Source organism: Ruegeria sp. HKCCD6604 (assembly GCF_013110635.1).
Classification (GTDB): domain Bacteria; phylum Pseudomonadota; class Alphaproteobacteria; order Rhodobacterales; family Rhodobacteraceae; genus Ruegeria.
Genome location: NZ_WVQW01000001.1, coordinates 1,479,792 through 1,497,377, shown reverse-complemented (window position 1 = coordinate 1,497,377; position 17,586 = coordinate 1,479,792). Strand labels below are relative to the sequence as shown.

Annotated in this window: 20 protein-coding genes and 1 tRNA gene; 10 read left to right on the top strand and 11 right to left on the bottom strand. The window is 58.3% G+C overall.

What is annotated here, in order from left to right; translation table 11 throughout:
• Nucleotides 1–5 precede the first annotated feature (5 nt).
• Both GS614_RS07460 and GS614_RS07455 read left to right on the top strand, forming a co-directional pair.
• Entirely contained in the window at nt 6–761 is a 756-nt protein-coding gene (locus tag GS614_RS07460) for an ABC transporter ATP-binding protein (protein ID WP_152459074.1), read from the top strand.
• A 9-nt stretch (nt 762–770) separates the two neighbouring features.
• The gene (locus GS614_RS07455; RefSeq protein ID WP_152459073.1) at nt 771–1,526 is read left to right on the top strand and encodes an ABC transporter ATP-binding protein; all 756 of its coding nucleotides are present in this window, start codon (nt 771–773) and stop codon (nt 1,524–1,526) included.
• 492 nt (nt 1,527–2,018) lie between these two features.
• Here GS614_RS07455 and GS614_RS07450 read toward each other — a convergent pair whose 3' ends face one another.
• Genes GS614_RS07450 through GS614_RS07435 form a run of 4 tightly spaced genes read right to left on the bottom strand, consistent with a single transcriptional unit; the run spans nt 2,019 to nt 5,179 of the window.
• Nucleotides 2,019–2,816 (bottom strand): ABC transporter permease, encoded by a 798-nt coding sequence (locus GS614_RS07450; protein WP_171206779.1) that lies wholly within the window; start codon nt 2,814–2,816, stop codon nt 2,019–2,021.
• Nucleotides 2,813–3,565, bottom strand: coding sequence for an ABC transporter permease subunit (locus GS614_RS07445; protein ID WP_171725852.1), 753 nt, complete (start codon nt 3,563–3,565; stop codon nt 2,813–2,815). The genes GS614_RS07450 and GS614_RS07445 overlap by 4 nt, the downstream gene beginning before the upstream one ends.
• Nucleotides 3,566–3,574: 9 nt before the next feature.
• Nucleotides 3,575–4,339 carry a transporter substrate-binding domain-containing protein gene (locus GS614_RS07440; protein WP_171725851.1) on the bottom strand — a complete coding sequence of 255 codons (765 nt, stop codon included), beginning with the start codon at nt 4,337–4,339 and terminating at the stop codon, nt 3,575–3,577.
• A gap of 42 nt (nt 4,340–4,381) precedes the next feature.
• Nucleotides 4,382–5,179, bottom strand: a complete 798-nt coding sequence (locus tag GS614_RS07435; protein WP_171725850.1) for an ABC transporter ATP-binding protein — start codon at nt 5,177–5,179, stop codon at nt 4,382–4,384.
• Nucleotides 5,180–5,256: 77 nt separating this feature from the next.
• On the opposite strand from GS614_RS07435, the gene GS614_RS07430 reads away from it, so the two are divergent.
• The 4 genes from GS614_RS07430 to GS614_RS07415 are packed head-to-tail and all read left to right on the top strand — an operon-like array spanning nt 5,257 to nt 9,481.
• Entirely contained in the window at nt 5,257–5,913 is a 657-nt protein-coding gene (locus tag GS614_RS07430; protein ID WP_216601096.1) for a TetR/AcrR family transcriptional regulator, read from the top strand.
• Nucleotides 5,910–7,094, top strand: a complete 1,185-nt coding sequence (locus GS614_RS07425) for a pyridoxal phosphate-dependent aminotransferase (protein WP_171169001.1) — start codon at nt 5,910–5,912, stop codon at nt 7,092–7,094. The genes GS614_RS07430 and GS614_RS07425 overlap by 4 nt, the downstream gene beginning before the upstream one ends.
• Nucleotides 7,091–8,671 (top strand): 5-guanidino-2-oxopentanoate decarboxylase, encoded by a 1,581-nt coding sequence (locus GS614_RS07420; protein ID WP_171725849.1) that lies wholly within the window; start codon nt 7,091–7,093, stop codon nt 8,669–8,671. The genes GS614_RS07425 and GS614_RS07420 overlap by 4 nt, the downstream gene beginning before the upstream one ends.
• Before the next feature lie 27 nt (nt 8,672–8,698).
• Nucleotides 8,699–9,481: a dimethylarginine dimethylaminohydrolase family protein gene (locus GS614_RS07415; RefSeq protein ID WP_171725848.1), complete on the top strand. Its 783-nt coding sequence runs from the start codon at nt 8,699–8,701 to the stop codon at nt 9,479–9,481.
• Nucleotides 9,482–9,747: 266 nt separating this feature from the next.
• Here GS614_RS07415 and GS614_RS07410 read toward each other — a convergent pair whose 3' ends face one another.
• The 5 genes from GS614_RS07410 to GS614_RS07390 all read right to left on the bottom strand — a co-directional run bounded on the left by GS614_RS07410 (nt 9,748) and on the right by GS614_RS07390 (nt 12,986).
• Entirely contained in the window at nt 9,748–10,623 is an 876-nt protein-coding gene (locus tag GS614_RS07410; protein ID WP_171725958.1) for a copper resistance D family protein, read from the bottom strand.
• A 2-nt stretch (nt 10,624–10,625) separates the two neighbouring features.
• A complete protein-coding gene (locus GS614_RS07405; protein ID WP_171118868.1) occupies nt 10,626–10,967 on the bottom strand; it encodes a copper resistance CopC family protein in 342 nt (113 codons plus the stop codon).
• Between the two features lie 10 nt (nt 10,968–10,977).
• Nucleotides 10,978–11,409: a cytochrome c gene (locus tag GS614_RS07400; protein WP_171168996.1), complete on the bottom strand. Its 432-nt coding sequence runs from the start codon at nt 11,407–11,409 to the stop codon at nt 10,978–10,980.
• A 1,031-nt stretch (nt 11,410–12,440) separates the two neighbouring features.
• Nucleotides 12,441–12,516, bottom strand: a tRNA-Ala gene (locus GS614_RS07395).
• Between the two features lie 143 nt (nt 12,517–12,659).
• Nucleotides 12,660–12,986, bottom strand: a complete 327-nt coding sequence (locus tag GS614_RS07390) for a TIGR02300 family protein (protein ID WP_171118864.1) — start codon at nt 12,984–12,986, stop codon at nt 12,660–12,662.
• A gap of 100 nt (nt 12,987–13,086) precedes the next feature.
• Between GS614_RS07390 and GS614_RS07385 the strand changes: the two genes are divergently transcribed.
• The 3 genes from GS614_RS07385 to GS614_RS07375 all read left to right on the top strand — a co-directional run bounded on the left by GS614_RS07385 (nt 13,087) and on the right by GS614_RS07375 (nt 15,704).
• Entirely contained in the window at nt 13,087–13,782 is a 696-nt protein-coding gene (locus tag GS614_RS07385; RefSeq protein WP_253282570.1) for a M48 family metallopeptidase, read from the top strand.
• Between the two features lie 30 nt (nt 13,783–13,812).
• The gene (locus GS614_RS07380; protein ID WP_170346010.1) at nt 13,813–14,460 is read left to right on the top strand and encodes a GntR family transcriptional regulator; all 648 of its coding nucleotides are present in this window, start codon (nt 13,813–13,815) and stop codon (nt 14,458–14,460) included.
• Nucleotides 14,461–14,573: 113 nt separating this feature from the next.
• The gene (locus tag GS614_RS07375; protein WP_171363948.1) at nt 14,574–15,704 is read left to right on the top strand and encodes a lytic murein transglycosylase; all 1,131 of its coding nucleotides are present in this window, start codon (nt 14,574–14,576) and stop codon (nt 15,702–15,704) included.
• 3 nt (nt 15,705–15,707) lie between these two features.
• Here the strand turns inward: GS614_RS07375 and GS614_RS07370 are convergent, their stop codons facing one another.
• Nucleotides 15,708–16,670: an acetyl-CoA carboxylase carboxyltransferase subunit alpha gene (locus GS614_RS07370; protein ID WP_171615488.1), complete on the bottom strand. Its 963-nt coding sequence runs from the start codon at nt 16,668–16,670 to the stop codon at nt 15,708–15,710.
• A gap of 103 nt (nt 16,671–16,773) precedes the next feature.
• Here GS614_RS07370 and GS614_RS07365 point away from each other — a divergent pair, with 103 nt between their 5' ends.
• Complete coding sequence (locus GS614_RS07365) at nt 16,774–16,944, top strand: hypothetical protein (RefSeq protein WP_171725847.1); 171 nt, start codon at nt 16,774–16,776, stop codon at nt 16,942–16,944.
• Here the strand turns inward: GS614_RS07365 and GS614_RS07360 are convergent.
• Nucleotides 16,920–17,516 (bottom strand): LysE family translocator, encoded by a 597-nt coding sequence (locus GS614_RS07360; RefSeq protein WP_171168988.1) that lies wholly within the window; start codon nt 17,514–17,516, stop codon nt 16,920–16,922. The two genes, GS614_RS07365 and GS614_RS07360, sit on opposite strands and share 25 nt — an antisense overlap.
• Nucleotides 17,517–17,586 lie beyond the last annotated feature (70 nt).

The following is a 17,586-nucleotide window of genomic DNA, read 5'->3' as shown; positions in this document are numbered from 1 at the left end:
GAGCCATGGCAATTCTAAGAGTCAAAGACGTCAGCAAGCGCTTCGGCGGCCTCAAGGCGCTCACGGATGTGAATCTCAGCGTCGAGGAGAATTCGGTTCACGCAATCATCGGGCCTAATGGTGCGGGCAAGTCGACCTTGCTGAATTGTCTGGTCGGCAAGCTCATGCCAGATACCGGGTCCGTATTGTTCGACAATGCATCGGTCTTGGGGCTTGAACCCTTCCAGATCAACCAGATGGGCATAAGCCGAGTGTTTCAAACACCAGAGATTTTTGGTGAATTGACGGTGATGGAGAACATGTTGATTCCGATCTTTGCCATGCGGGATGGCGCGTTCCGGATGCATGCATACGAGACCATCGCCAACGAAAAGGCTGTTGTTGAACAGGCCGAAGCCATGCTGGAAGAAATGAACATGGCCGACAAGCGCGAGATGCATGCAGCCTCGCTGTCGCGCGGCGACAAGCGCCGGCTCGAGATTGGCATGTGCCTCAGCCAGAATCCGAGGCTGTTGCTGCTGGACGAACCGACGGCGGGGATGGCGCGGGCGGATACCAACAACACGATCGACCTGCTGAAACAGATCAAGGAAGAACGCGACATCACCATCGCGATCATCGAGCATGACATGCATGTTGTCTTCAGCCTTGCCGAACGCATCACTGTTCTGGCCCAGGGGACACCCCTGGTTGAAGATACTCCTGAAAACATCCGCGGAAACCCAAAGGTTCGCGAAGCCTATCTGGGCGAGGCTGCGTAAGGACAAGCTATGAACGAGAAACCTGACTTTTCGAAAAACGCCAATATGGCCAGCACCGCCCCTGCGTTTCTTTCCGTTTGGGATATGCACTCCTATTATGGAGAAAGCTATATCGTGCAGGGTGTCAGCTTCAATGTGCATGAAGGCGAGATTCTTGCGCTTCTTGGGCGCAACGGTGCGGGCAAAACCTCGACACTGCGCTCGATTGCAAGGGTTGGAGAACCCGAAGTAAGACATGGCGAAATCTGGTTGGACCACAAACCGCTGCACAACATGACAAGCTATGAAGCAGCAGCGGCTGGCCTTGGTCTTGTACCGGAAGACAGACGCATTATTCCCGGCCTGACAGTTGAAGAAAACCTGCAACTTGCACAGATTGCTCCTCCGATCGGATGGTCCCTTGAACGGCTTTACGAGCTGTTTCCGCGTCTCGGTGAGCGCAGGAAGCAGGAGGGGATTACATTGTCGGGAGGCGAACAGCAGATGCTGTCAATCGCCAGAGCGCTTGCCAGGGACATCAAGGTGCTGCTTTTGGATGAGCCGTATGAAGGTTTGGCGCCTGTTATCGTCGACGAAATCGAAAAAACCCTCATACATGTCAAGCAGCAGGGTATGACCACGATCATCGTTGAACAGAACGCTGTGCGCGCTTTGGAACTGGCGGATCGCGCGATCATTCTTGACACCGGTACCATCGTGTTCGACGGAACGGCTAAAGAAGTGCTTGAGGACACCGGTCTTCGTGAGGAGTATCTGGCGATCTAAGCGTTATTCTGATTGGCAAACAGACCCGATGGGTATGACCAGTTCGTGGCTCACCATGACCCGCGTTCAGGGCAGATACTGCCCATTCGCGCGATCAAAGGTGTTTCACCCCAAAAAATGATGGTCGTCGGCTCAAATCCAAATACGGGTTTGCGGCAACAGGTTCTGTCGGGGCTGCGCTGAATGCGCGCCTCGTGGAACGCGCCCCAAAGGACGGGGGGCAAGTTTGCAATGCTTCGTGACATCCGCAACTGCGCCGACCAGAAGATTGCGCCGCGGTGTTCCAGGTCGTTGTGCAATGGATAAGAAAGTCAGGCTCTGGCCCTGGGCTGCCAGTGCCTTCGCCGCAGGGGCCTGCAAGCCGAACCTTCCCTAAATCATTTCGGGCAACCGTCTTGATCGTGTGCCCATGGTTTTAATCGGCCTGAAAACGCGCCGACGAAACCTGTGCCCGGAATAGGCCAGTGTGTCTCGCTTTACTTCCGGCTTGTACTATCCGGCTGGCCCATTTCGGCTTCCGGTTCCCAGCACCTTCACTTCCAGCCAGTGGAACATCAGGGCAATAATACCGGCAACGAGAATGTAGAATACGGCCAGCAGGATGAGCGGCTCGTAGATGATGAACGTGTCGGACCGCACCCGGGATGACACGGCATAGATATCAACCACCGTAATCGTGGCAACCAAGGGCGTCGCCTTCAACTGGAGAATGGTTTCACCGCCCAGGGTCGGCAGGACATTGCGAATTGCCTGCGGCAACCAGATGCGGCGGAACATCGTCAGCCTTGGCATGCCAAACGCCTTTGCCGCCTCCAGCTGACCTTTGGCGACGCCTTTGAAGGCTCCGCGCATCACTTCACCTTCATAGCCGGCATAAGAAAGCGTCAAAGCCAGCACCGCATAAGGCCAGGCCTGACGCAGATACGGCCAAAGCTCGGACGATCGTATCCATGGGAATTGAGGGAACAATGAGCCGAGGCCATAATACAGCAACCAAAGCTGCAAAAGCAGAGGTGTGCCCCGAATGATGGTGCAAAACGCCTTGGCCGGGGCCGCAAGGTACCAGGGCCCAACGGCCTGGGCCAACCCAAGTGGTACAGCCAGCAGAAACCCGAGAACGACGGTGACAACAAGCAGCCAGAGTGTGGTCCAGATTCCCTGTAATGCAAGCGGAGCGTATTTCGGCAACCAGTCCCACCGCAATGCCATCGCACACCAAACCACGATCCCGGCAAAGACCAGCATCATCACGATGCGATGGGGTTGCATCAAAGACCTGAGATCGATCATCTGCCACCTCCTTTCAGAGAAGGTTGACCGCGACGCGCCCATTTCTCGATCCGCGCGAAGATACCACCCGAAAAGAGAGTGACCATGAGGTAGAGAAAACCCGCTGCCAGAAAGAAGGTAAAATAGGCCCGGGTGCTGCTGGCGGCCTGCCGGGTTTCCAGTGTCAGTTCGTTGAACCCCACGACCGCGAGCAGTGCAGTGTCCTTGGTGGCAATCAGCCACAAGTTGGCCAGACCGGGTACAGCAAAACCCATCATGGCGGGGATCGTGACACGCCGCATGGTCATGAATGCGGGCATCCCGTAGGATTTGGCCGCCTCGATCTGTCCGGGTGGAACCGCCTGAATGGCTCCGCGCAGAATCTCGGTTGCATATGCGCCCTGAACAACGCCCAGAACCCAAATCCCCGCAGCGACGCCATTGACCTCGACCCGGCCTCCACCCATTGCAGCGGAGATTTTGTTGATGATGTCAGATCCCACGTAATACAGGATCAGGATCAGGACCAGTTCCGGCACGGCCCGGATCACGGTCGTGTAAATGGCAAGAAGATCGCGCGTTACCTTCCCACCGTATAGTTTGCCATAGGCTCCGAACAATCCGATCACGAGGCCGAGCGCATATGCACCAAAAGCGATCTGCAATGAGTGGGACAATCCGCGCAGCAGATTGCCCCCCCAACCCGGTGGCGACAGCGACAGTAGCTCTGCGCTCTGCGCCAATCCAAGTGAGTCCAACAGTCCGGTCACAGCAGCCGCTTAGTAGATGCTGGCCGAGAAATAGTTCGAGGTGATCTTCTCGTGCGTTCCATCGGCAAGAATTGCCGCGATGCCCTTGTTCAGCGCTGCAAGCAGGTCATCAGCGCCCTTGCGAACACCGGCGCCAACGCCTCGCCCCAGGATAGCCGGATCATCTGCGACGGCGCCTTTGATTTCACAGCATGCCCCGGCATCCGACTTCACGAAGTCCGCCATGGCAATACTGTCGGCCTGTGTGGCGTCAATACGGCCTGCGAACAGGTCCTGGTTGGCCTCATCCTGAGTCTGATAAACTTTCAGCTCGGAATCCTTGAAGTATTCCTGTGCATAAGCCTGATGGATGGTCGAAGCCTGAACGCCGACAACCTTACCGGCCAGCGACTCGGGGGTCGCTTCGATATCCATCGATTTGTCCGCGACGATGACGGCAGGTGTGTTGTAGTAAGGATCGCTGAAATCAATGGTTTTCAGCCGCTCCTCGGTGATCGACATTGATGCCATGATGGCGTCGATCTGCTGTCCGGTCAGCGACGGGATGATACCGTCCCAGGCGACCGGTGTGATGACACAGTCAAGTTCCGCAGCGGCGCAGACCGCATTGATGACATCGATTTCCCAGCCGACCCAATTACCTGAACTGTCCAGTGATGCGAATGGCGGGTAAGGTTCGGCTGCGATGCCGATCTTGACCTCTTCTGCACTGGCGACACCAGCCGAAAGGACAGCGGCGGCAAGGCCGGGCACGAGCAGTTTCTTGACGTTCATTTTGATACTCCCTTTTGGTTCATTTTGTTTTGTTTTTTAGGTTCAGGCGACCGAGCTGAGGAACTGCTTCAGGCGCTCTGATTTTGGGTTTCCGAAGACCTCGGCAGGTGTGCCCTGCTCTTCGATGCGGCCCTCGAAGAGATAGACAACGTGGTCTGCGACTTCGCGTGCGAATTTCATTTCATGGGTGACGAGCAGCATTGTGCGCCCTTCGGCGGCAAGATCGCGGATCACGGTCAGAACTTCGCCAACAAGCTCGGGATCAAGCGCCGACGTGGGTTCATCGAAAAGCATCACCGAAGGATCGACTGCAAGCGCCCGGGCAATGGCGGCGCGCTGTTGCTGACCACCCGAAAGATAGGCCGGATAGGTGTCAGCCTTGTCGCCAAGGCCCACCCGCGTCAGCAGCTCATGCGCCCGCCCGATCGCCTGGGCCTTCGGCACCTTGAGCACATGCACCGGCACTTCGATCACGTTCTCCAGAAGCGTGCGGTGTGTCCACAGATTGAACTGCTGGAAAACCATGGCCAGACGCGTGCGGATACGTTCGATCTGGCGGCGGTTGGAAGGGCTGCCATCGGTGTGCATTTCAACCAGTTCACCGCCGATGGTTATCTTTCCGGAACTCGGCGTTTCCAGAAAGTTGATGCAGCGCAGCATGGTGGATTTTCCAGAGCCTGACCCCCCGATAATGGCAACAACATCCCCCTTGTTTGCGGTCAGGGATACGCCTTTCAAAACCTCCAGCGTGCCAAAGGATTTGTGCAGATCTTCAACCTTGATCGCCTCATCGGGCGTGGTTGTTTCGGGTGCGGGTGCAACTGCTTTGGCTGTGTCCATATCCAAGAATCTTCTGATTTCAGCTTGCAGTAAGCCCCGAATCTCGCAATTATGCAAGTGTATAATAACTCCGTGCCATGGATGACACTGACGTGCAGGACGACAGCCGCAAATTCAAACGTGAGTCTGCCGAGTTTCGCCGCGAGGCGCTGATTCTGGCGACTTTGGACCTGATCGCCGAGATGGGCGTTCGGGGTGCCACGGTGCGCGAGATCGCAGCCCGCGCGAATGTGACCCAAGGTTTGATCCGGCACTATTTCTCATCCAAGGACGAACTGGTTCAGGCGGCGTATGAGCACCACATGAATACGCTGACGGACCAGACCGCGGCGTCATCAGGAACCGGAAGCGCGGTTTCTAAGTTGACCAACTTCGTCGACGCGTCACTACGACCGCCGATCGTCGATCCAAGTGCCGTGGCGTTGTGGGCGGGTTTCCTGAACAAAGTGCAGCATGACCCGAAAATGCAGCGCATTCACCAGCGAACCTATGACTATTTCCGGGATCACCTCGAGAAGCTGATCGTCGCGGCATTGCAGGAAGCCGGGCGTTCGGTTGATGCGTCAGAGGCAATGCAACTGGCCATCGCATGCAACGCGGTGATCGACGGCCTGTGGCTCGAAGGAGGCGCGCTTCCGGATGCGTTTTGCGAAGGCCAGCTGGCGCGGATCGGTTTGGATTCCGTCAGCGCCATCGTCGGGATTCCATTGACCAAAGAGGTGGAGCAGTCATGAAGACCACATCGGTGACAGAACGGTTGGCGGGCTTGGGTGGCGCCAAATGGGGCGTACATCTGAAAGCCCGCGACCTGATCAAGGCCGGGGCGGACATCGTCGAAATGACGATAGGAGAACCGGACGTGCCGGTGCCGGACGCGCTGGTCGAAGCCACCGTTGCATCATTGCGGGCGCAGCGGACAGGGTACTCCAACGGGCGCGGTGAAGCAGGGCTGCTTGACGCACTGGCTGCGCGCTATTCTGCCTCTCGCGGGCGGGCTTTCGAGCCCGGGAATTTCCTGTGCTTTCCCGGCACGCAAACCGCCCTGTTCGCAGCCATGGCCGGGGTCGCCGAGGCGGGCGACGAAGTTCTGGTCGGCGATCCGATGTACGCGACCTATGAAGGTGTTGTTTGTGCATCCGGGGCCGAGATGGTACCTGTACCGCTGCGGCCCGAGAAAGGGTTTCGCATGCAGGCAGCAGATATCGCGGCCCGCATCACTCCGCGCAGCCGCGCCATTCTTCTGACAACGCCGCATAACCCGACGGGCGCGATTCTGACCGCCGCGGACATTGCCGAGATCGGGCAGCTGGCGATTGCGCGTGATTTGTGGATCATCTCGGACGAGGTCTATGAAGAACTGATCTTTGACGGTGCCCGATTTGTTTCACCATTGGCAGATCCGGAACTGGCGGATCGTGTCATTGGCGTATCATCCATCTCGAAGTCTCATGCCGCTCCGGGATTCCGCAGTGGCTGGTGCGTCGGGCCCGCCGCGTTCTGCGAAGCGCTGCTGCCCTATTCCGAGACCATGCTTTTTGGCAATCAACCGTTCATCGCGGACATGACCGAAAAGGCGATCCGTGACGGATCCGAGGTTGCCCCCGGTATGGCCGCCCGATTCTCTGGTCGCGCGACCCTGTTGGCCGATCGTCTTGAAGCCGAAACGGATCTGAAAGTTCACCGGCCCGAGGCGGGAATGTTCGCACTCATCAATGTCTCTGCCACCGGGCTGGATGGCGAAGCCTATGCCTGGGATCTGCTTCAGGCCGGGGTGGCCGTCATGCCGGGATCTGCCTTTGGTGACAGCCTGAAGGACTGGGTGCGGGTTGCTTTGACGATCAATGACACGGATTTTGGTACCGCAGTTTCCCGTATCATCGAACACGCCAACAGCAAATCACGCGAGGTCGCATGAGCGGTATGACAATTGGCGAAGCTCTGGTTGCCGGGCTGCGCCAGCGGGATGTGACCTGCGTCTTCGGAATTCCGGGCGTTCACACGGTGGAACTGTATCGAGGGCTTGCCGCTTCGGGCATACGACATGTGACGCCCAGACACGAACAGGGGGCGGGTTTCATGGCCGATGGCTATGCCCGTGTGTCGGGTAAACCGGGTGTTGCCTTTGTGATCACCGGCCCCGGATTGACCAATACGCTGACGCCGATGGCGCAGGCGCGGGCCGATTCAATACCGATGCTGGTGGTGTCCGGCGTCAACAAAACCGGATCGCTTGGCAAGGGTTTGGGGCATCTGCACGAATTGCCAGACCAAATCGGGCTGGCGAAAACGGTTGCGTTGGTATCCGAACAGGTCACCGGCCCCAGTGCTCTGGCCCCGGTTTTGGACCGCGTTTTTCACGGCCTCAGCAATGGTCGCCGCGGGCCGGCGCATATCGAGGTTCCGTTGGATGTCGCAGCGGCGGAATACCAGGAAACAGCAGTCGAGACGCCTGACCCTGATCCTCCGGTCAGCCCGGCATTGATCAGGCAGGCTTCAGGGCAACTGGCTGAGGCAAAGAAAGTCGTCATTTTGGCGGGCGGCGGCGCGAAACGTGCCGAGGCGGGATTGCAGGCACTGGCCGAAGCTCTGGATGCTCCGGTTGTGCAAACCGTCAACGCGCGCGGCCTGATGCACGGACATGCTCTGACCGTACCGGCCAGCCCCAGCCTGAACGCGGTGCGCGCATTGTTGGAAAGCGCCGATTGCGTTCTGGCCTTGGGAACCGAGCTGGGGCCAACCGATTATGACATGTATGCCACCGGCCAGTTTGCGAAACTGCCAAGCATGATACGGGTTGATCGGTGCAGCGATCAGCTTTCACGGCATGAGGCAGCGATTGCCATTCAAGGTGACGTCGGCTTGGTTGTGCCAGCCCTGTATGAGGCCCTGCCGCAGAGGGCACGGCAAAGTGACGGTGCGGACTGTGCCAGAAAAACGCGCAATGCGGCCTGGCAGGAGATTGGTCCGGATTATCGCCAACAGGTGGAGATACTGAATGCGATGCGCTCGGCGTCTCCGAATGCTCTGATGGTCGGGGATTCCACCCAGCCCATTTATGCCGGCAATCTTTACTATGATCACGACCGGGCTGGCGGCTGGTTCAATGCGGCAACGGGGTATGGTGCGCTTGGCTATGGCATACCCGCAGCCATCGGTGCGTCGATTGCCGATCCAACGGCGCGGGTAATATGCATCACCGGCGATGGCGGGGCGCAGTTTTCAATGCCGGAAGCAATGGCCGCGGTAGACGAAAACCTGCCGGTCACGTTCGTGATCTGGAACAATCACGGGTACCGGGAAATCGCCACATCGATGCAGGATGCAGGCGTGACGGTCATTGGATGTGATCCCACACCCCCCGATTTTGCAGCAACGGCCAGATCCTTTGGCATTCCACATACCAGGGTTCCCGATAAGCCGCAGTCCATCGCGCAAGCGTTACGCGAAATGGCGTCCATGGGCGGGCCCGCGATGATCGAAGTCACCGCCTGAAAATTCGAACCTCAGAGAGATTGAAACATGTCAGACCCAACTTTTGAGTTTTCCCGCGCCATCACTCGCCGCCCGGCACCGACCATCGCTGACGGATTGCGCGCAGAAGATATCGGAAACCCGGATTTCGATGGGATGACGGCCGCGCATGGGGCATACGTGGCAGCACTGAAAAGCACCGGGGCCGAGGTGATCGAGCTTGATCCCCTGGATGCGTTCCCTGACGCGCAGTTTGTGGAAGATACGGCCCTGTGCCTGCCGCAGGGTGCTGTGCTGATGCGGCCGGGCGCGCCTTCGCGAATGGGGGAAGTGGCCGAGATCGCCCCGACACTGCGGGCCTGCTATGAAACGGTCACAGAGATCAATGGTCCCGGCCATATCGAGGGCGGAGACATCCTTGTAACCGGCCGCGAAATTCTTGTGGGCCGGTCAGACCGCACTGACGCGGAAGGTGTTGAGGAGCTGGCAAAAATCACCTCGGAATGGGGTCACAAACTGCGGGAAGTGTTCACGCCCGAGGGCGTTTTGCACTTCAAAACGGATTGTTCTCTGATGGATGCCGAGACAATTCTTGCGACCCGGCGATTGGACGCTTCGGGCTGCTTTGAAGGCTACCGGGTGCTGCATGTTGCTGACGGAGAGGAGGCGGCGGCAAACGCGATCCGGTTCAACAATCTGGTGCTGATGGCCGCTGGTTTCCCACGCACCGCAGAGATGCTGGACCGCGAAGGCTATGAGGTCGTTGAAATTGACAATACCGATTGTGCAAAGCTTGATGGTGGCATGTCCTGTCTTTCATTAAGGTTCTGAGGGGAAGCTGCAGGGTTCAGACCCCAGTGAATTCGGCAGGTCGCGTGTTGATGGTTCGAAAGACAGGCGGTGAACAAGCTTGATTTCTTACGGTTGACCGGCGCGCAGGTGGCACTGTTTGAACCCTGTTTGCCATAGGCCCAATGGCTAGGCCCCGCGGCAAGGGTCGGCGGGCCCTGAGTGGGATTGTCTTCCTTGTTCGCATCGGATCGTGCACCGCCGTTGCCATTGCTGCACATTGCGCGCGCACCGGTGTCTGGCCCGCTCTAATGGCCCGAATTCGGAAGCGTCAGAACACTCGTGAGTGTCGCCGTTGTCGCCAGCACCATCAATACCATCAATGCCTCAAACTCGATGGAGCGGGCGAGGCGTTGCGCCGCCTTGACCTCTCCACCTTGCATGGCCGGAACAAACCGGAGCTTGTTTGCGGCGGCAAGAAACAACAGCAGCGCCACAAAAAACACTTTGAGCGACAACGCCTGCCCGTAGCCTGTGAACAGAAGCCCTTGGAGATTGCCGACAAGCAACCAGGCCATCCAAAGGCCCGCCACGATCAATGCCGGCACAAGCCAAGTGGCAGCTTGCCCAAAGACATGACCGAGTTCAGCAGCATCCTTCAGGTGTTCAGGAGCAAGGGCCATATTCCGCAGCGGGCTGAAGATGCCCACCCAGAAAGCTACACATAACAGGTGCAGCAGGAGCAGGAGCTGGATACCAAAGCTCTCCAGTTCCGGAACGTGCCCGATCTGCGCAAACGACCACAAAGCGATCGTGCCACCCAACAGCGCGATCCACTGACCAAAGCGAGGAACGGACAGCCCAACAAGGATCAACGCTGCGCCTGCAAGGCGATAAACAAGTGTGTCGCCCACGGATGTCTGCCACAGCAGGCCAAGCATCTTCGGATCGACTATGCCGTCAACCCCGCCTTTCAAGGCGGCTCCACGAAGCAAGAAGCCAACTGCTGTCGCGACAAGAGCAAGCCATGCCAAGGCCCTGGCCTGGCGCGTCATCGCAAGGTTCACCGGCGCGACAAGGCCGGAATAGAGGCATCCAACAATCACAAGCCCGGCAGAGCCCGCAAAGCCGATGTAGAGCACCAGCTTTGCGAGGATCGCAGCAATCGCCCAGATGTCTGGCATACTCATTCCACGGTAAAGGAAAACTCGCCCTGCATCGCATGGCCGTCTTCACCCAAACCCCGCCATTCGATGACATAGGTGCCCGTTCCATTGCTCGGCAGTGGGATCGTGAATGCCTGACCAAAACTTGTCTGGTCGCCCAAATCCAAGCTTACCGCCGAGTGTTCTTCATGGGCCATCTCTATCCGTGTCAGCCGGATGTTTTTTGAGAAGTTGAGACCAATTTCAGCGGGCACAGTGGTTATCGTGGCGCCGTTGGCAGGGGTTGTTTCTTCAATTTTGGAATGCGCCAGTGCGCCGTTGGCAAGCGCAACCATAAGCGCGAATGTCATGATCTTCTTCATTGGGTTACCCTCAGTTTATTCCGTTGGCGCGCTGGATTTCGCGAATGTAGGCGATCACCATGGCAACGTCACCTCGTGTCAGGCCCTCCACGGGGGGCATGTCGCCAAACTGCCAATGGTGGCTTCTTACACCTTGTGAAACCGCCCTGTGAAAGGCTTCATCAGCGTGGTGACTGGGTTCGTAAATTTTGTGGATCAGAGGCGGCCCCGCACCCTCTACGCCGACCGCATTGGCGCCGTGGCATGACGCGCACGAGACCTCAAAAACGCGCTGGCCGATTGCGGCATTGCCTTCGATGGCCGGCATCTGAATTGCGACCATGGCGTCGCCTTTGCGTGTTTCATGCGGTGTGGTCTCTTCAATTGCGCCGGGGCGAAGAGTTACGAAGGCGGCGACGGCAGCGACAGCGCATGCGCCGATTAGCAAGTGACTTTTTTTCATGGATTGGTCCTGACATTTTGGAAGCTGGCAACGCTGCGGCACATCGCGAACAGCCGCACGTGCTGGTCGCTTACATCCGCAGGGATTCGTGCTGCTTCAAAGGTCAGGGGGCCTGTAAAGGACGTCTGGTTCACTCAGCTTGACTTGGGTTCCAACATGGAACTCCGGGTCAGTATCACGCCGACCCTTGGCAACTTCACTGACTTGGAACGGCAATGCAACGGCTTGGCAGATAAAGCGATTGCACTTTCCGGTTTCGGAACTCTCCGGGTCATGATGATGACCTGAAGCCGAGACGTCACCGCTGGTTGCCAATGCTGAGTGTACGGAAGGTTGCGTATGGTGCTCACAGTGAAGGTCCACGCAGCCCTTCGACAGCGCGTGCGCAACACCGCCAATGCCGGTCAGGATGACCAGAACGCCAACCAATAGAACAAGTGAATATCGCCGGATGACCATGGTGCCGGACGTTACTGCACGCAAGCGCACGATACAACGCCACACAATTCATCGCCCCGAAACAGGGTCGCTCAATTGTGGTCTGCGATGCAAAAAAAGCAAACCGTGACTGCGATGCGGTTTTGTGCGCTGCATTCTCACCATAGTCTTCATGGCCCAATTCGCAGTATCGGATGGTATCAATCATGCGCTCCCTATGAGACTCACTGAAAGGGCTGAGTTTATTCCGCGCGCCTTTGTCCTTGCCAAAGCACTCTTGAGACCCCGGGCATCATTGTGCATAGTTCATGCCCGACTGTTATTTGTGCTTTTTTGTTGCGTTGCCGCACGCTGCAAGACGCCGGGCCAGAATACCATCCTCTCAAGGATATCTTGTACGCAAAGACACTCGAAGGGTCCTACGTGTGGTGCTTGGCCTAGTGTGGGGTTTTGGTCTTGTGTCGGGAAAGGGCCAGCGGAAGTAATATATGCCGTGTCTGGACAGTGAGAGATACGCATGCAGCTTCATTTTGTGTCACACCTGTGTGTCACACCGCTCTAATGCCTTGCTATCTAGTTGTATTGTTAGGTTTTGGTGGAGCCTAGGGGAGTCGAACCCCTGACCTCTTGCATGCCATGCAAGCGCTCTCCCAACTGAGCTAAGGCCCCATCTAGGTACCGCTGATGCGGTGGACGGACGTTTAGGAGACAGTGACGACGAGTGCAAGTCCAAAAATGGAATCGAACGCGAATTTCCGCACTAAGCTGTCCGTGGAACGAAAAAGGCGACCCTGTGGTCGCCTTTGACATGATCAGTTTTCGTCTTCCGAAGACATGTCGGTGATATCATCCAGCGAAACGTCATCACTGGTGTCATCATCGTCATCCAGCAGATCATCATCCAGTTCGACGTCGACAGAGTCGTCGTCATCCAGTACCAGCTCCCCATCCGACGCGTTTTCACGCGCTTTGACCGAGGCGGCATCTTCTGCATCCGCCGCGATCATGCGGCTTTTGGATGTTTCAAGCTCCACGATCTCGCCAGTGTAGGGGCTGATGATCGGGTCCTTGTTCAGGTCGTAGAATCGCTTACCGGTGGTCGGGCAAACGCGCTTTACGCCCCATTCTTCCTTGGGCATGTCAAATCCCCTTGATATCAGGTGAGTCGTCTAAATGATTCAGCTCACCTGCCACAGGCAGAGGGCACTGTCAAAGTCTTTGCGCAAGAGAGGTCGCGATATGGGAGAGCACGCATTGCCAGGGACACCGCCGGTGCCGCTGAGGCTGCGCAAATCCGCCCGGGCGCGGCGCATAAGTTTGCGAATTTCTCAGCTGGACGGCCGGGTTACGCTGACCTATCCGGTCGGTGTGCCTGAATCCGAGGCGCTGAGTTTCGCACGTACCAAGGAAGAGTGGATTCGCCAGCATTTGCAGGACAGGCCGGAAACGGCCGTGGTGCAGTTCGGACAGAAGATACCGATTGAAGGCGTTGTTCGGCGAATCGTGCCGGCCAAGGGTCGGCGTGTTCAGTTGATGGCGGACGAGGTCGCAGTGCCCGAAGGGGCCGAGGCGCGCAGATTGGCCCGGTTTCTGAAGGAATTGGCGCGGGACCGATTGATTGGAGCGTGTGATGATTACGCGGCAATGCTGGGGCGGTCGTACAGCACGCTCAGCCTGCGCGACACGCGGTCACGCTGGGGATCATGCAGTTCGCAGGGTGGATTGATGTTCTCGTGGCGGCTCATTCTCGCGCCGTCCGAGGTGCTGCACTATGTGGCCGCGCATGAAGTGGCGCATCTTGTCGAGATGAACCACTCGCCCGCGTTCTGGGAACAGGTGGAACGCATTTTCGGCCCCTGTCAGCAACCCCGCCGCTGGTTGCGAGACAATGGGGCAGAGTTGCATCGTTACAGGTTTGACGCAAAGCCGAGTTGACCTTGCGCTGTTTTGTGATCACATAAGCGGATGTTGAGCACACGCCCGTCTGACACCCAAACTGCCACTCATGACCGGGTTTATCGGGCCCTGAGGTCTCGAATCATGCATGGTGAGATGGCGCCGGGACAGGCGCTGACCTTGCGTGGCATCGGCAAGGAATTCGGCGTCTCGATGACCCCGGCGCGAGAGGCCGTGCGCCGTCTGGCCGCCGAGGGGGCATTGTTCCTTTCCAATTCCGGCCGGGTCTCGACACCTGAATTGACCAACGACCGGATTGAGGAATTGGCGGCGTTGCGCGCGTTGCTGGAAGTCGAGCTGGCCAGCCGGGCTTTGCCCCGGGCGCATATTGCGCTGATCGACCGGTTGCAGACCATCAACATGACCGTTGCCGAGATGGTGACCAAGCGGGACGCGGTTGGGTACATCCGTTCAAATCTGGAATTTCATCGCACCCTGTACCTGCGGGCTCAGGCGCCCGCGATGCTGGCCATTGCCGAAACGGTCTGGCTGCAACTCGGGCCGACGATGAGGGCGCTTTACGGGCGTCTCAGGCGCACTGAGCCACCGCATTATCACAAGCTGATCATTGCGGCCCTCAAGGCCGGGGACGAACCGGGTTTGCGCCTGGCGGTCCGTTCGGACGTGACGCAGGGATTGCGCTTGCTGGTGAGCTGAGCGGCATCCCGCCGACATTCCCGCGCCCACTGCGCAAGGTTTCACCGTTCTGGCCTGTTCAACCCGACTGGGTTACTCTTGAGGCAAATCACAAACAAGAGCAGACCACAGCCATGATCACTCGACGGACTTTTTCCATTTGCCTTGGATCAACATTGTTGGCCGCCTGCACGCGTGGCGGTGCGCCATCCAGCGCGCCTGCATCGCGTATGCGAGCTGTTCCCAACGCGGGTTGGGATGCCTGGGTTGCCGGGTTTAAGGGCAGGGCGGCATCGCAAGGTATTTCACAATCCACGATTGATCGCGCTTTTCAGGGGGCAGGGTACCTGCCCGATGTGATCGAGCGTGACCGCAATCAGGTAGAGTTCAAGCGTTCGCTCGAAGACTACCTGGCCATTGCCGCCTCGGACGAGCGGATCAGCACCGGCCAGAAGATGCTGCGGCAATACAACGGGACGCTGTCGCAGATCGAGGCGCAGTACGGGGTGGACAAGGAAATCGTCGTTGCAGTGTGGGGGCTGGAAAGCCGCTATGGCGCGCGTCGCGGCGATGTGCCCGTTGTATCAGCTCTGTCGACGCTGGCCTATGACGGGCGGCGTGGTCAGTTCTTTGAAAGCCAGTTGATCGCGGCGCTCAAGATTCTTCAGAATGGTGACACCACGCCTGACAAGATGACCGGCAGCTGGGCCGGTGCGATGGGGCACACGCAATTCATTCCAACCTCCTACCTTGCCTATGCCGTGGATTTCACCGGCGACGGGCGGCGCGATATCTGGTCGGACGATCCGACGGATTCGCTGGCTTCGACCGCTGCTTACCTGTCACGCGCAGGCTGGGTGCGGGGGCAGCCCTGGGGGGGCGAGGTCGGGACCGTTTCCGGTACACCGGTCGCCGTGCTGCAACCACAGAAACCCGGGCCGCGCATTGCCGTCTTCCGCAATTTTCAGGTCATCAAGCGCTATAACAATTCGGACAGTTACGCGATCGGGGTCGGTCATCTGGCGGACAGAATCGCCGGTGGCGCGCCGTTTCAGGCCTCGTTCGGGCCAGATGCAAACGGTCTGACATTGGACGACCGCAAGGAATTGCAACGGCGGCTGACATCCCAAGGGTATGATACGAAAGGCGCGGATGGGGTGATCGGCAAAAACACGACGTCTGCCATCAGCGCGTATCAAAGCGCCAATGGCCTGGCGGTCACCGGAGAACCCTCGGTTGCGTTGTTGCGCAGGTTGGGCGGCTGACGGTTACGCCGCCAACCCTTTCGAGCCGATGTCGAGGAATTTTTGACGGCGGTCCTGTATCAGGGTCGCCGCGTCTTTGCCGTCCAGTTCCGCCAGCATATCGGTAAGAGCCGCGCGAACAGCCTCGACAGCGGCCGGACGATCGCGATGCGCGCCGCCCTTGGGTTCAGAGATGATCCGGTCGCAAACGCCAAGCTTGTGAAGATCCTGAGCGGTCAGACGCAGCGCTTCGGCCGCTTCACGCATCTTTTCTGCATCTTTCCAAAGGATCGATGCGCAACCTTCCGGCGAGATCACCGAATAGACCGAGTGTTCCAGCATTGCCACGCGGTTGGCGGTGGCAAAGGCCACGGCCCCGCCCGAGCCGCCTTCGCCGATGATGACCGACACCAGGGGCACGCCGATCTTCAGACACATCTGGGTCGAGCGGGCAATCGCTTCGGATTGACCGCGTTCCTCGGCGCCTTTGCCGGGATAGGCGCCGGCGGTATCGATCAGGGTGATCACCGGCAGGCCAAACCGACCGGCCATCTCCATCAGGCGGACCGCCTTGCGATAGCCTTCGGGGCGGGCCATGCCGAAATTGCGTTCGATCCGCGATTTGGTGTCGCTGCCTTTTTCATGGCCGATCACCATGACGGGTTGATCGTTGAAACGTGCAAGCCCGCCGATCACGGCCAGATCATCGGCAAAATTGCGATCTCCGGCCAAAGGGGTGAATTCGGTGAACAGGGCATCGACGTAATCGCTGCAATGCGGGCGTTCCGGGTGGCGGGCGACCTGGCATTTCCGCCATGGGGTCAGGTCGGCGTAAAGCTCATCCAGAAGCTTGGCGGCTTTGGCGTCCAACGCGGCGGCTTCTTCGGTTACGTCCATCTCTTCGTTGGTTCGGGCCAACGCACGCAGCTCTTCAGCCTTGCCTTCAATTTCAGCCAGCGGTTTTTCGAAATCCAGATACTGGGTCATGACGCCTCTCAACGCGAAAGTTCCCTGCTATATGGCCTGACGGTGCTCCGGATGCAACTCGGCAAGATCCGAGTGGTGAAGATGTTCGATTTCAGATGGGCGAATGGAAAAACGGATACTGATGGCCGCCGCCAAGAAAGACCCCGCGCCGCGCGTTCTGACCTGCACCCACGACAATCTAACGCGGCGTCTGACCCTGTACCCACCCGAAACCGCGCCCGAGAATGTGTTGGCCGAAACCTGTCTGGGTCAACTGGGCCAGAGAACGGGATAGAGCGAAGCCACAAGCAGCACCGCCATTGTCCAGTTGAACGCACCCAGCCTGCGCGGGTTCGTTAGCACCCGCGACATCTGCTGCCCCAGAAAGGTCCATGTGCTCACCGATGGCAGATTGACCGCCCCGAAAACCAACGCCACAAGCGCAATCGCATGCAGGGTCTGACTGGGCGTGTAAGCGGTTGTGGCGGTCAGGGCCATGGCCCAGGCTTTGGGATTCACCCACTGAAAGGCAGCGGCTTGCAGAAACGTCATGGGTGTCCCCGCTGCCAAATCGCCTGTGGCTGGCGCGGCATGCGCGATCTTCCATGCCAGATAGAGCAGATAGATCACCGACACGACCTTCAGCACTGAATAGCTGACCGGGTACCGGTCAAAGACCTGAACCAGCCCTGCACCGACCAGCAGCACCATGAGCGTGAAGCCAAGGCCAATGCCCAGCATATGCGGGATCGAACGCCGAAAGCCGAAATTCGCACCCGATGCCATCAGCATCAGATTGTTCGGCCCGGGCGTAATGGATGTCACGAAGGCAAAAGCGATGAGCGCCAGAAGGATGTCGTAAGTCATGCTGCGAAGTATCGTCTGACCGGCAGCAAATGAAATTGCTTTTTCGTGCGTGTTTCCGCTATTTCTGCAA